This is a genomic window from Chryseobacterium sp. Leaf394, from assembly GCF_001424105.1.
In the GTDB taxonomy this organism is placed as follows: Bacteria; Bacteroidota; Bacteroidia; order Flavobacteriales; family Weeksellaceae; genus Chryseobacterium.
Genome location: NZ_LMQH01000011.1, coordinates 1,247,423 through 1,260,418 on the forward strand (window position 1 = coordinate 1,247,423; position 12,996 = coordinate 1,260,418).

At 37.2% G+C, this 12,996-nt stretch carries 12 protein-coding genes; 3 read left to right on the forward strand and 9 right to left on the reverse strand.

Annotation, left to right across the window (positions count from 1 at the left end; translation table 11 throughout):
• The first annotated feature begins 92 nt into the window (after window positions 1–92).
• Complete coding sequence (locus tag ASG21_RS10175; protein ID WP_056079200.1) at window positions 93–1,094, forward strand: bestrophin family ion channel; 1,002 nt, start codon at window positions 93–95, stop codon at window positions 1,092–1,094.
• 234 nt (window positions 1,095–1,328) lie between these two features.
• Here ASG21_RS10175 and ASG21_RS10180 read toward each other — a convergent pair whose 3' ends face one another.
• From ASG21_RS10180 to ASG21_RS10220, 9 genes are all read right to left on the reverse strand, one after another.
• On the reverse strand, window positions 1,329–3,104 hold the full coding sequence (locus ASG21_RS10180) for an acyl-CoA dehydrogenase family protein (protein WP_056079202.1): 1,776 nt from the start codon (window positions 3,102–3,104) through the stop codon (window positions 1,329–1,331).
• 153 nt (window positions 3,105–3,257) lie between these two features.
• The gene (locus tag ASG21_RS10185; RefSeq protein ID WP_056079205.1) at window positions 3,258–4,436 is read right to left on the reverse strand and encodes an acetyl-CoA C-acyltransferase; all 1,179 of its coding nucleotides are present in this window, start codon (window positions 4,434–4,436) and stop codon (window positions 3,258–3,260) included.
• A 50-nt stretch (window positions 4,437–4,486) separates the two neighbouring features.
• Window positions 4,487–4,840 carry a four helix bundle protein gene (locus ASG21_RS10190; protein WP_056079208.1) on the reverse strand — a complete coding sequence of 118 codons (354 nt, stop codon included), beginning with the start codon at window positions 4,838–4,840 and terminating at the stop codon, window positions 4,487–4,489.
• 85 nt (window positions 4,841–4,925) lie between these two features.
• Window positions 4,926–7,319 (reverse strand): 3-hydroxyacyl-CoA dehydrogenase/enoyl-CoA hydratase family protein, encoded by a 2,394-nt coding sequence (locus tag ASG21_RS10195; RefSeq protein WP_056079211.1) that lies wholly within the window; start codon window positions 7,317–7,319, stop codon window positions 4,926–4,928.
• Window positions 7,320–7,666: 347 nt separating this feature from the next.
• Window positions 7,667–8,119, reverse strand: coding sequence for a MarR family transcriptional regulator (locus ASG21_RS10200; protein ID WP_056079213.1), 453 nt, complete (start codon window positions 8,117–8,119; stop codon window positions 7,667–7,669).
• A 167-nt stretch (window positions 8,120–8,286) separates the two neighbouring features.
• Window positions 8,287–9,210: an ABC transporter ATP-binding protein gene (locus ASG21_RS10205; protein WP_056079216.1), complete on the reverse strand. Its 924-nt coding sequence runs from the start codon at window positions 9,208–9,210 to the stop codon at window positions 8,287–8,289.
• A 2-nt stretch (window positions 9,211–9,212) separates the two neighbouring features.
• Window positions 9,213–9,500: a hypothetical protein gene (locus ASG21_RS10210; protein WP_056079219.1), complete on the reverse strand. Its 288-nt coding sequence runs from the start codon at window positions 9,498–9,500 to the stop codon at window positions 9,213–9,215.
• Between the two features lie 178 nt (window positions 9,501–9,678).
• Window positions 9,679–10,650, reverse strand: coding sequence for an iron ABC transporter permease (locus tag ASG21_RS10215; RefSeq protein ID WP_056079221.1), 972 nt, complete (start codon window positions 10,648–10,650; stop codon window positions 9,679–9,681).
• Window positions 10,651–10,672: 22 nt separating this feature from the next.
• Window positions 10,673–11,227, reverse strand: a complete 555-nt coding sequence (locus ASG21_RS10220) for a redoxin domain-containing protein (protein WP_056079224.1) — start codon at window positions 11,225–11,227, stop codon at window positions 10,673–10,675.
• A gap of 29 nt (window positions 11,228–11,256) precedes the next feature.
• On the opposite strand from ASG21_RS10220, the gene ASG21_RS10225 reads away from it, so the two are divergent.
• Window positions 11,257–12,381: a 2Fe-2S iron-sulfur cluster-binding protein gene (locus ASG21_RS10225; protein WP_056079226.1), complete on the forward strand. Its 1,125-nt coding sequence runs from the start codon at window positions 11,257–11,259 to the stop codon at window positions 12,379–12,381.
• Window positions 12,378–12,995, forward strand: coding sequence for an ElyC/SanA/YdcF family protein (locus tag ASG21_RS10230; protein ID WP_056079229.1), 618 nt, complete (start codon window positions 12,378–12,380; stop codon window positions 12,993–12,995). Before ASG21_RS10225 ends, ASG21_RS10230 begins: the two co-directional genes overlap by 4 nt.
• Window position 12,996: the final 1 nt, after the last annotated feature.

Here is a 12,996-nt window from a genome sequence, read left to right on the forward strand (position 1 = left end):
TTTAAATCAGGAGAAAATAAGTTTAATTTAAACAGAAAATTTAATCAATTATCAATTATTAATCATCAATTATCATTTTTCAATTATAAAACATGAACGCAGGAAGAAAATTTACACCGAAAGAATTCATTCTCTGGACGCGCAGAACCATTTACAAAGTTTTTGTTCTGGCATTTATTCCAACATTATTTTACTATTTGGGAGCTGAATATCTGTCGCTTCCGTGGCAGCCTGTCGCAATTTTAGGAACGGCGGTAGCTTTTATTGTCGGATTCAAAAACAATGCAAGCTACGGCAGACTTTGGGAAGCAAGACAGATTTATGGTGCGATTATTAATGACAGCAGGGCTTTCGGATATACTTTGAGAGATGCTTTACAGGGAAATGATACGGAAATAAAAACCATTTTTTACCGTCATTTTGCATGGCTTACGGCATTGAGGTTTCAGCTCAGAGAGCCCAGAACATGGGAAAATATGACCCAGAAATCGAATGTAGAATATCTGTCATTTTACGAAATTCCGGAAAGAGTGACGACCATTGAGAATGATTTGAAACCATTATTGTCAGATGACGAATACGGTTATGTACTAAAAAAGAAAAACCGTGCGACCCAGATTTCAGCATTACAGTCGCAAGAAATAGCGAAACTTTATAAAGACGGCAAACTGAATGATTTCCAATGGACTTTCCTGCAACAGTCGCTGTCGAAGTTCACAGATCATCAGGGAAAAGCGGAGAGGATTAAAAATTTCCCATACCCGCGAAATTTCAGTTCGATTACTACCTATCTTCTTTTTCTGTTTGTAATTTCAGTTCCGTTTGGCTTACTCAACGAATTTGCAAAATTGGGCGAGGGAACCATACTGGAATGTTATTCTGTGTGGCTTAATGTTCCTTTTTCAATGATCCTGATGTGGGTTTTTGTCACTTTGGATACGGTAGGCGAGAGCTCGATGAATCCTTTTGAGGGCAGTGCCAATGATGTTCCGATTACACAAATCAGCCGTACAATTGAGATTGATATGCGGGATATGCTGGATGAGGAAAATCTGCCGCCTGCGATTGCGCCGAAGAATAATATAGTTTTATAGGTTTTGGTTTTGTACTTGAAAAATAGTCATTTTCTTAAATCGTACAAATTTCTAAATAACATCCGATTGCGCCCCGACCTGAGTGGAGCTCTTTTTGCGAGGAAGAATGACGAACAAAAAAGCGGGAATGGAGGGCGGAAATAGGCGCCCAAATAAAAGTAAAAATCCCGAATTATATTTCGGGATTTTTAAATTATTTATCAAACCTTAAAGGTTTTGTATTTAAGAGTGAAATTAATAATGCCCTTTCCCGATATAATGCGCCGCAACCTTCTCAGTCAACGCCACCACATTCGGGTTATTGGTATATTTCGTAAATCTTCTCAAACCAGAAAGCATCATTCTCTGTTCGTCGCCTTCTGCGAAAGAAATAATACCTTCCTTGGCAGCAACGATTATTTTTTCTACGGCTTTGTAAAGATTCAACTGAGCCATTGCAACTTCTACAGAGTCGGCTAAAAAATGTTTTTCTGCTCTCAATACTGTAGATTCTGCCATGTAGATTTGATTTAAAATTTCTGAAGCATTCAACAGTAAATGTTGCTGTTTCTCAATATCCATCATGAATTTCTGAAGTGCAGCTCCGGAAACCATTAAGAAAACTTTCTTCAGATTGGCAATAATCGCTTTTTCCTCACTCATTAGTTCAGAATAATCCGGAACCTCAAAGCTTGGAATTCCCATCAATTCTTTAGAAATCGCCATTGCGGGAGACAGAAGGTCTAATTCTCCTTTCATCGCTCTCTTGATTAACATTCCGACAGCCAAAAGTCTGTTGATCTCGTTGGTCCCTTCGTAGATTCTGCCTATTCTTGCGTCTCTCCATGCAGCTTCCATCGGAGTGTCTTCTGAGAAGCCCATTCCTCCATAGATCTGAATTCCTTCGTCAGCAGTGTTTTGGGTTAAATCTGAAACATAAACTTTAAGAATAGATGCTTCGACTGCGAATTCCTCAACACCTTTCAGTTCAGCCTGCTGATGATCCATTCCGCCTGCAACTAATTCTGCAATTTTATCTTCAACATTTTTTGCCAAACGGTAAGAACCTGCTTCGCTTACGAACACGCCAGTCGCCATTTCAGCAATTTTCTTTCTGATGGCTCCGAAAGTTGAAATCGAAACACCAAACTGTTTTCTCTCGTTTGAATATTGAATAGAGTGATTTAAAATTCTTCTCTGTCCGTCAAGGTTGGCGGCAGCGAGTTTAATTCTGCCTACATTTAATGCATTCAAAGCGATTTTAAAACCGTTGTTTCTCTCACCCAACATATTTTCTACAGGAACTTTCATATCATTAAAGAAAACCTGACGTGTAGATGATGAACGGATTCCTAGTTTATGCTCTTCCTCACCAAAAGACAAACTTTCAGGGTTTTCAAGTTCAGAACGGTTGATGACAAAACCTGTAATATTTTTGTCGTCATCGATTTTGGCGAATAAAGTGAAAGTATCTGCAAAACCGGCATTTGAAATCCACATTTTCTGTCCGTTGATGATGTAATGTTTTCCGTCTTCAGACAGTTTCGCTCTTGTTTTTCCCGAATTGGCATCAGAACCTGCATCCGGCTCAGTCAGACAGTAAGCTCCGAATTTTGTTCCGGTTGCCAAATCCGGAAGATATTTCTTTTTTAATTCTTCACTTCCGTAAAGTAGGGTAGGAAGTGTTCCGATTCCTGTGTGAGCTCCGTAAGCTGTTGCCAATGATCCATTTCCTCCCGAAACATAGTCACAAGCCAGCATCGTGCTTACGAATCCCATTCCCATACCGCCATATTCTTCGGGAACTGTAATTCCTAAAAGTCCCATTTCACCAAGTTTACGCATTGTTTCTTCCGTCAAAGCATAATCTTTTTTCTCAAAACGCTCATGATGAGGAATCACTTCTCTGTCGATAAATTCTTTCGCAGAATCACGGAGCATTTTTTGCTCCTCTGAAAGTTCTTCGAGACTAAAAATCTCGTTTGCAGGAATTTCTTTAATTAGAAATTCTCCGCCTTTTAAATTTGACATATTATTTATTTTTTTTTAATTTTTATTTGGGCAGCTTAATCCGCCTTCCACTCCCGCTTTTTTGCTCGTCGTCCCTCCTCACAAAAAGAGCTCCGTTCAAGTCGGGCTGCAACTTCTACCGCTTCAAATCGAAACCTTGAAGGTTTAAATATTTTACAAAAGTTCAAAAATTGAAGCTGCACCTTGTCCAGTTCCCACGCACATCGAAACCATTCCGTACTTATTTCCTCGTTTTCTCATTTCGTCGAGAAGTTGAACCGTCAATTTAGTTCCCGTACAGCCAAGCGGATGTCCTAGAGCGATTGCGCCACCATTAACGTTTAAAATATCTGGATTTAAGTTCAATTCCTTTTTAATCGCAACAGATTGAGAAGCAAAAGCTTCATTCAATTCAATTAATTCAATATCTTTTAATTCCAAACCAGCCTGTTTCAACGCTTTTGGAATCGCATAAACAGGACCCATTCCCATAATTCTCGGTTCCAAACCTGCTGCTGCATAAGCAACTAATCTTGCTTCAGGCTCCAATCCTAATTCTTTGACCATTTCTTCAGACATTACGATAACGAAAGCTGCTCCATCACTCATTTGCGAAGAGTTTCCTGCAGTAACGCTTCCGCCGTTGGCGAACACTGGTTTCAATTTAGCCAAACCTTCCAAAGAAGTGTCTAATCTCGGACCTTCATCTACTGAAAAATCGAATTTCTTGGTCTGCATTTTCTGATTTTCATCCAAAAAATTATATTCTACAGGGATGGATGCTATTTGATTTGCAAAACGACCTTCCTGATTTGCTTTCAGAGCTTTTTGATGCGATTCAAAAGCAAACTGATCCTGCTCTTCACGGGTAATATTGAATTGTTTTGCAACTTCTTCCGCAGTATATCCCATTCCCCAATAATAATCAGGGTTTGACTTAGCGATCTCCGTTTCAGGAACAGGTTTGTATCCACCCATCGGAATATAAGACATAGATTCTGTACCGCCTGCAATGATGCAATCTGCCATTCCAGCCTGAATCTTCGCCGAAGCGATTGCAATTGCCTCACTTCCAGATGCGCAATATCTGTTCACGGTAACTCCCGGAACTTTGTCGGTGTTTAATCCCATTAATGAAATTAAACGAGCCACATTTAAGCCCTGTTCAGCTTCCGGCATTGCGTTTCCAACGATTAAATCATCGATTCTGTCTTTATCTAATTGCGGAACGGCTGCCATGAGTTTCTCGATAACTGTTGCTGCCATTACGTCGGGACGCGTGAATCGGAGCGAACCTTTTGGCGCTTTTCCGACCGCTGTACGAAATCCCTTGATTATATATGCTTGTTTCATTGTAGATTATAGATTTTTAGACAAGAGATTTGAGACTCTTGCCGTTTAAATTATTTATTAATATTTTCTTTAAAAACGTAAACCATTTTTTGAACTTCATTTAATTTATTCAACAAAGATTCATTTACTTCAGATGAAATAAAATTTAACCTTTCAGAAATTATTAATTGTGTTTGAAGTTCGTAAGAAGACCCGTATGCAATATTTAAAAAATGAGAAAATTGGGGATTTGTATCTCTTCCCGCACCTTCTGCAATGTTGGAAGGAATGGAAACTGCTGACCTTTTGATCTGTGATGAAAGTCCATATCTCTCATCGTTTGGCATATTTGCTAAAGCTTGATAAACATCTACACACAAATCGATTGAATCATTCCAGATTTTTAATTTTTTAATGTTATGCATTTTAGATGGATTTAATTTGGATTTATATTTTGTTCTTAATTCTCAAGTTGAAAAGTCTCAAGTCTGAAGTCTTTCAGTCTCAAGTCTAATTTCTCAACGGCTTTCCTTTCTGCAACATAAACTGAATTCTCTCCAAAGTTTTTCTCTCCCCACATAGCTGTAGGAAAGTTTCTCTTTCAAGATTCAATAAATACTGTTCGGTCACAACTGTTGGTTCGGAAAGATTTCCACCTACTAACACGTTGGCTAATTTATCTGCGATTTTCTTGTCGTGTTCGGAGATGAAATTACCGGTCAACATCTGATCAGTCCCGACATAGAACATTCCTAAAGCATCTTTTCCAAGAACTTTTACAGTTTGTTCGATCGGTTGTGTGTAGCCGTGTTCTGCCAAGCTTTTCGCCATCATTTTTGCGGTCATGATCTGCGTTCTTTTGTCAACAACTACGATGTCTTTTCCTTTTTCAAGAATTCCCATATCGTAAGCTTCGTAAGCTGAAGTGGCTACTTTTCCCATCGCAATATTCATGAAAGCTTCACGGAGACGGTTGTTTTTCACATCATCGCTGTGGAATTCTCGGGAAGTTCTCAAAGCAAATTCCTTCGTTCCGCCACCACCAGGAATTACGCCAACTCCGGTTTCCACCAATCCGATGTAAGTTTCTGCGGCTGCAACAACACGGTCTGCGTGCATCGTCATTTCACATCCACCGCCTAAAGTCATTCCGTGAGGAGCGACTACGACAGGAATTGAAGAATAACGAACTCTCATCATTGATTTCTGGAAATACGCAATTGCCATATTCAAATCATCCCAATCCTGCTCGATGGCCATCATTAAAATCATCGCTAAATTGGCTCCGACAGAGAAATTCGTTCCCTGGTTTCCGATCACCAATCCGTCGTATTCTTTTTCAGCTAAATCGATGGCCCGGTTTAATCCATCCAGAACTTCACCACCTAAAGAATTCATTTTAGAGCGGATTTCAAAGTTGATAATTCCGTCACCCAAATCTTCAATGGAAGAACCTGAATTGCTCCAAAGCGTCTTATTTTTTCTGATATTATCTAAAATAATAAATGATTCCTGACCCGGAATATTATTGTAGTTTCCTGAGTTTTTATCGAAGAAAATGCTTTGTCCATCCTCGTTTATTTTGTAGAATGATTCCACATTTTTCACCCAATCCGAAACTTCGTAACCGGCTTCTTGTGCCAGTTCAATTCCTTTTTCAACGCCAACTGCATCCCAGATTTCGAAAGGACCATTTTCCCAACCGAAACCAGCTCTCATTGCATCGTCGATTTTATAAACTTCGTCTGAAATTTCAGGAACTTTGTGAGAAACGTACGCGAACAAGGCACCTAAAGACTTTCTGTAAAGCTCTCCGGCTTTGTCTTTTCCACCGATTAATACTTTAAATCTGTCAATCGGTTTATCAATGTTTTTCGTTAATTCTAAAGTTGAGAAAGATGATTTGCCCTGAAGTTCGTATTCTAAAGTATCAAGATTTAATCCGTGAATTTCAGATTTTCCATCGGCACCTTTCACTTTTTTGTAGAAGCCTTGCTCGGTTTTTGAACCCAGCCATTTGTTATCTACCATTTTCTGAATGTACTCAGGAAGGGCAAAAACATTGTTGAAATCATTGGCTTCAGCGCCGCTTTGACGGACACCATTCGCAACCATAACTAAAGTATCCAGACCAACAACATCAGCAGTTCTGAAGGTTGCAGATTTCGGGCGGCCGATAACCGGACCGGTTAATTTATCAACATCAGAAACATTCAAACCTAATTTCTGAACATTGTGCAGCAAATCCATCATTGAGAAAACACCGATTCGGTTGGCGATAAATGCAGGAGTATCTTTTGCTAAAACTGTCGTTTTTCCCAAGAATTTCGCACCATATTCCATATAGAATTTTGCAATTTCAGGATCTGTATCTTTCGTTGGAATTACTTCTAATAATGGTAAATATCTTACCGGATTGAAAAAGTGAGTTCCTGCAAAATACTTTTTGAAATCATCGCTTCGTCCTTCCACCAACATGTTGATAGGAATTCCGGAAGTATTGGATGAAACCAAAGTGCCTGGTTTTCTGAACTGCTCGATTTTTTCATAAACCGATTTTTTGATATCGAGCTTTTCAACTACAACCTCAATAATCCAGTCGGTATCTTTAATTTTCTGTAAGTCATCATCAAAATTTCCGACTTTAATTCTCTCCGCAAATTTCGGAGAATAGAGGAGTGCCGGACTTGCTTTTTTCAGTTTTTCAAAGTTTTCGGAAGCAATTCTGTTTCGAACAGCTTTGTCGTCTTTCGTCAAACCTTTTTTCTGTTCGGTTTCATTTAATTCAAACGGAACAATATCAAGCAGTGAAACCTGCACGCCAATATTGGCAAAGTGCGCAGCGATACCGCTTCCCATAATTCCGGAACCTAAAACCGTAACGTGTTTGATTCGTCTTTTCATATGTAGATTTTATTATTTTGATTAATTAATGAGTTGATTAATAGCCTGATTCTTTTTACTTTTTCCCTGCCTCTTTCTAATAGCGAATCTGTCGCAGCCAGACCTGAGTGGAGCTCTTTTTACAAATTTCAGGGCCGGTAAACGCAATGGGAAATTTGCAAAAAAGCGGGAACGGAGCGCATAAACGAGAAAAAGCAAATGCTTTGTCTAAGTTTACGAACGGAGTTCAAAGCTGCCCAAAAAATAATTTTAAAAATCGCTATCCAGAGCAGTCAGAAGTCGCCATAAAAAACAACTAGCTCCTACAATCTCAATGGCTATGCGAATAATAGTCTATATCTTTAAAACTATTTCTTATTATTCAGGTCATTAGATATTTTCATAATCTCGGTCATGACTTCTTTAAAAACTTCCAGTTTTTCAGGATCTATTTTTTCCATGACTCTCTTATTGAAGTTGACTACGACTTCTTTTGACAAATTTCTTGAGTTCAGTCCTTTATCTGTGAGTTTTATGATCACTTCACGCTTATCCTGTGTGGTTTTTTCTTTGTAAATGTAACCATTGTCTTCCAAAAGTTTAATAATTCGCGTCAGAGAAGTGGGCTCGATGGCCATTTTAGGACCTAAATTGGTGCTTCTGGTTCCTTCCTTGGGATCGATCTTCAAAAGTGTAAGAGCTTGTACAGCAGTGGAATCGTATTCCTGAGCAAGATCTGAATACATTTTCTGTACTGAAATCCATGTTTGCTTCAGAATGAGATCGATGTTTTCGGTTTTTTCTTTGTTGTTCTGATCCATACTTTTTTATGTGTTATGGTGTAATTCAAATTTAATAAATATTATGCATGCATAACACTTTATAACGTTAAAATTTGTTAACATTCTGGTATTTAGAACGTTAAATTGTATGAAAAGCATAATACTATGCATGCATAGTATGTAAAATCCATAATGATATTGGTCTGTTAATGAATGTTTTGAATGATTTTTAAGATTTCTGCAAAAGATTCACATTTGTGTGTAGAATTTGAGTGTGAGACAATCCAAAAGTTGTCGTGAAATGTAAATTTGATCTGAGAAAGATCTTTCTGGAAATTTTTCTGCAGTAGTGAGAACAGCATTTCCTTCTGAATTTCCGGAGAATTAATTAGTGGCGCAACAAAATTTTTGTTGATGTTGAAAAGTGAGGCATTGGTTAATTCTTCGTGCTGAAGAAGAACATCTTCCACAATCCCGGAGTACAGGTTCTGATCTTTTATATACCAGATTTTATCTGCAAATTCCTTTGCCAGGCGCCAGTCGTGAGAGGAGAACAGAATTAATTTATTTTGTTTCTTAGCGAGTTTTCTCAGCGTTTTGAGAATGATAATTTTATTTTTTTCGTCTAAATGTGTGGTGGGTTCATCTAAAATAATTATTGGAGAATTCTGCGTCAGAGCTCTGCCAATAAATGCTTTCTGAAGATTTCCGTCTGACAGATTTTTGAGAGGTGTATTTTTATACTGTATTAAATCCAGTTCATGGATAATATCTGAAACCTCTTTTCTGTCATTTTGATTCAGTTCGAAATAATACGGATAGTGTATGTATTTACCCAGTGAGATCAAGTCTTCAACAGTATAATTTTGTGGAATTACTGCTTTAGAAAAAACAATGGCAATTTTTTCAGCAATTTCTTTTACAGATAAATCTTTTACGTTTTTATTGTCAATTAAAATTTCTCCGCCCAACAAAGGATTCTGATGGAGAATGGATTTTATTAACGTCGTTTTCCCCACACCATTATTTCCGATCAGCAGGCAGACGTCGCCCAGTTTCAGGGATGCGTTGGCATTTGAAATGAGGGTTTTGTCGTAGCCGATATTGGCTTGGTTGATTTGTAGGTGCATGGTTAAACAGAAATAAAAATAACAAATAAAATAAGAGGGACAAGACTAAAAGTAAAGTATAAAAATTTATGTTCTTCAATATCTACTAAACTTAAAATCCCTAAAATTAATGATCCAAAAAATGCTGCAGGTATTCCAATCATAAACCACCAATTATGACCGAAGGAGTAAATCCAATGCTTGTCTGTGCTCATTCTGAACAGCTTTGAATATTCCAGAAATGCCACGCTAAATGCGAACAAAATTATATTAGCAATAATTAATTTCTTATATATTATTCTGGTATTCATCTGCTTATTATTTTGTCATAATGAAAATCCCTCCGTTAAATTGGTTTAGGGTTGTACGGAAAGACAAAGTGTACGTGTTTTTCAGATATTAAATTAAAAAATATTCAAACATATGCGTCATTTGTAAAATCTGCAGGAAATTTAAAAAATTCATTATTGATCCATTCACAATTCACTTTCAAACTTTATTCTGCCTCAAAAGCATCATCAAAATGACAGGAATTCCAAAAACAGAACTGATCACATTTAATGGAATCTGCGTTTTTTCTGCAGCAATTGAAAATATCAGCATGATAAGCATTCCCAAAAACATATTCAGAATCCATTGTTGCCATAGTTTAGCGGGATTGTAAATTAAACGGCAGAAGTGTGGAACAATGATTCCAATAAATAAAATAGGTCCCAAAAAAGCCGTTACAGAAGCCGACAGCAGGGAAGAAGTAGCAATGATTAGCAATTTCAGATGATTTAGATTTACACCGAAGCTCTGCGCATATGATGTCCCGAGGGAATTTCCGATTAATGGTTTTATCGTTTTAAAACAGAAAAATAATCCAGTTCCAACTAAAATTGACAATACAGTTATTTGATTTCGGGAAACCATATTATTGGCACCAAATGACCATAAAATGTAGTTTTTTAGACTTTGATTTTCGGCGTAAAACTGTAGCAGTGAAACAATAGCTCCGGCGAAAGCAGAAACCAGAAATCCAAAAATAATCAAATATGATTTATCCTGAAATTTACTGGACATTGACAACAAAATAAGCATCAGAAGTAAACTTCCAATAATTGCAGAGATGCTCAAAAAACTGTTCTGTAAAAATTCAGGCAGCAAAATACTGTCTGAAAAAAAAATATAGAACGCCACAGATAAACTTGCGACGGAAGTGATGCCCAAAATATCAGGTCCGGCAAGAGGATTCTGAAAATATTCCTGCATCAGAAATCCCGAAGTTGGAATTGAAATTCCTGCCAGAAGCATCGCCAAAACGCGGTTTATACGAATTTCAGCAATCTGGTTGTTTGATGTATCACTAAAAAAATCATTAAAACTGAGATTTAAAAATCCCGTATTCAAATTAATTATAGAAATGAAAATGATTGCTACAATTAATATAAAACACAGGATTTTGAATTTTTTTGACATTTTTAAATTGACTCTCTGAAATTTATTTTAAAAGACTGGCAATTTTTTCGTTAAGCTGCTGCTCACTGATATTTCCTAAAGTTTCGACGGTTTTGTCTCCTTTTCTCATGAAAGTAAAAGGAATTGCACTTCCAGTCCATTCTTTAAAATTCGAAGAGAAAAAGTTTTGATCTAAAAGCTGACCATCCAACAAAACTGTGTGATTTTCAATGCCATGTTCCTGAGTAAATGCCGGAACTTTTGAATTCCAAACTTCTTTCTGATCAAGGCTTACAAAAGTGATCTTCACAGGCTGACCTTTGAATTCTTCAATTTTCTTTTTAAAATGTGGAATTTCCTGCACACATGGCCCGCACCAGGTTGCAAAAAAGTTGGTAACGTAAAGCGTGTCATTTTTCTTCGCCAAAAAATCTCCAGTTTTTGCAGGACTGACCTCTGGTAAAGGCTTTGCTGCAGGTTTTTCAACGACCTGAGAAATGGAGTCTTCAGTTTCAGAATTATTTTCGGTATTTGTGGTCTCCTTTTTACAGGCAGATAAAGCGACCAAAACAAATGCTGACAAAATGATTGTCTTCATATTTTTTTATTTATTTTTGGAATGAACTTATGAAACAGCAAATTTACAAAGGCAAACTCACGGAATTTCACCCGTTAAAAATAGCTAAAAAGCAAGACCTGACCAAAAATACTTTCTCTCTGGAATTTGAGATTCCTACTGATCTGGCCGGACTTTTTTCATTTGATGCCGGTCAGTATGTTACGGTACTGACTGAGAAAGACGGTGCAGAATATATTAATGATTATTCAATAACTGCGGCTCCTTTTGAAAATAAAATTACTCTGGGACTTAAAATTAATTCAGATAAAAGTGCCGCTTCACTGATTCACAATCAATACAGTGAAGGTGATTTGATGTACGTCAGCAAACCTGCAGGAAGGTTTACTCTGGTTTCAAAGCCGAGCGAGTTCAGAACGATTGTAGGCTTTGCGGCGGGAATTGGTATTACTCCGATTCTGAGCCATTTCAAAAATATCCTTCATCAGGAACCGAGGACGCGTCTTTTTCTTTTTTACGGAAATAAAAATTTCGAAAATCTTGCTTACCGTGAAGAACTGGATCAGCTTGCCCGTTTTTATGGTGACAGACTTCAGATCTATTATTTTTTCTCGCAGGAAAACACTTCTAATTCTTTTTTTTCGGGAAGAATTGATGAGAAAAAATTAAATTTAATTATAAATCAGATTTTGCATTTAGATGATACTGATGAAGAATCTACGATTTGGGATGCAGTGGACGAAGTTTTGATTTGTGGAAAAGGTGAAATGATAAAAAGTCTTGCAAACGCCTGCTATCACCACGGAATTCCAAAGAATAATATTCATTTTGAACTTTTTGAAGAGTTTAATGAAGATATTTATCCGGTAGAAAAAGAATTTCCTTTAATAGAAAATATTGAAGTTGAATACACAATGCTTGGGAAAAATTTTCAGACTGAACTTCACGATAACAGAGAAAAAATTCTGCAGCAGCTTTTAATTCAGAAATTTCCGGTGCCATACTCCTGCAAGTCAGGAATTTGTGGAAGCTGTGAGTGTTTTCTGGAAGAAGGAGAAGTTGAGCTGTTGGAGAATGAATATTTAACAGAAAAAGAAGAAGCTCAGGGGAAAATTTTAGCCTGCATGTCAATTGCCAAAACTAAAAAAATAAAGCTTAATTTTGATTTCAATTGAGAATCATTAAAAACATATTCAAATTTATTTTTCTCTCATCAGAACTCATTATTCTTCTGATGGCTTTGTGCAATGCGTGGGTTTTTGGGTTGACCAACGGCAGAACGTACACCAAGATTTCAAAAATTCCTCCCCGTGAAGTGGCTTTGGTTTTGGGAACGTCGCCAAGAATGAGATCAGGAATTTCAAATCCGTACTTTACCAAAAGAATGGATGCTGCGGCTTTGCTTTATCATCATGGGAAAATAAAAACCATCATCGTAAGCGGCGAAAAAAGTCAGGGTTACGATGAGCCTGCAGCGATGAAAAATTATCTGATTTATCAGGAAGGAGTTCCAGAACATATCATCGTTGAAGATCCGAAAGGTTTTAATACTTATAAAAGCATTCTGCGCTGTAAAAACACTTACAAAAAGAAAAACGTCATCATCGTTTCTCAGGGATTTCATAATTTACGGGCACTTTTTTTTGCCAGAAACAATTCGATGAATGCTTTAGGATTTGATGCTCAGGATGTATCAAAACCTGAAAGTTTCTACAGAAATCAATCAAGAGAAAGCCTCGCAAGAGTGGCTGCTGTTGCTTATTTTATACTGGGGATTTCGCCTGATTAAA

Excerpts from the sequence above, each read along its gene's own strand:
- ASG21_RS10175 (WP_056079200.1), top strand. The coding sequence starts at position 93 with ATGAACGCAGGAAGAAAATTTACACCGAAAGAATTCATTCTCTGGACG.
- ASG21_RS10180 (WP_056079202.1), bottom strand. The coding sequence starts at position 3,104 with ATGTCAAATTTAAAAGGCGGAGAATTTCTAATTAAAGAAATTCCTGCA.
- ASG21_RS10185 (WP_056079205.1), bottom strand. The coding sequence starts at position 4,436 with ATGAAACAAGCATATATAATCAAGGGATTTCGTACAGCGGTCGGAAAA.
- ASG21_RS10190 (WP_056079208.1), bottom strand. The coding sequence starts at position 4,840 with ATGCATAACATTAAAAAATTAAAAATCTGGAATGATTCAATCGATTTG.
- ASG21_RS10195 (WP_056079211.1), bottom strand. The coding sequence starts at position 7,319 with ATGAAAAGACGAATCAAACACGTTACGGTTTTAGGTTCCGGAATTATG.
- ASG21_RS10200 (WP_056079213.1), bottom strand. The coding sequence starts at position 8,119 with ATGGATCAGAACAACAAAGAAAAAACCGAAAACATCGATCTCATTCTG.
- ASG21_RS10205 (WP_056079216.1), bottom strand. The coding sequence starts at position 9,210 with ATGCACCTACAAATCAACCAAGCCAATATCGGCTACGACAAAACCCTC.
- ASG21_RS10210 (WP_056079219.1), bottom strand. The coding sequence starts at position 9,500 with ATGAATACCAGAATAATATATAAGAAATTAATTATTGCTAATATAATT.
- ASG21_RS10215 (WP_056079221.1), bottom strand. The coding sequence starts at position 10,650 with ATGTCAAAAAAATTCAAAATCCTGTGTTTTATATTAATTGTAGCAATC.
- ASG21_RS10220 (WP_056079224.1), bottom strand. The coding sequence starts at position 11,227 with ATGAAGACAATCATTTTGTCAGCATTTGTTTTGGTCGCTTTATCTGCC.
- ASG21_RS10225 (WP_056079226.1), top strand. The coding sequence starts at position 11,257 with ATGAAACAGCAAATTTACAAAGGCAAACTCACGGAATTTCACCCGTTA.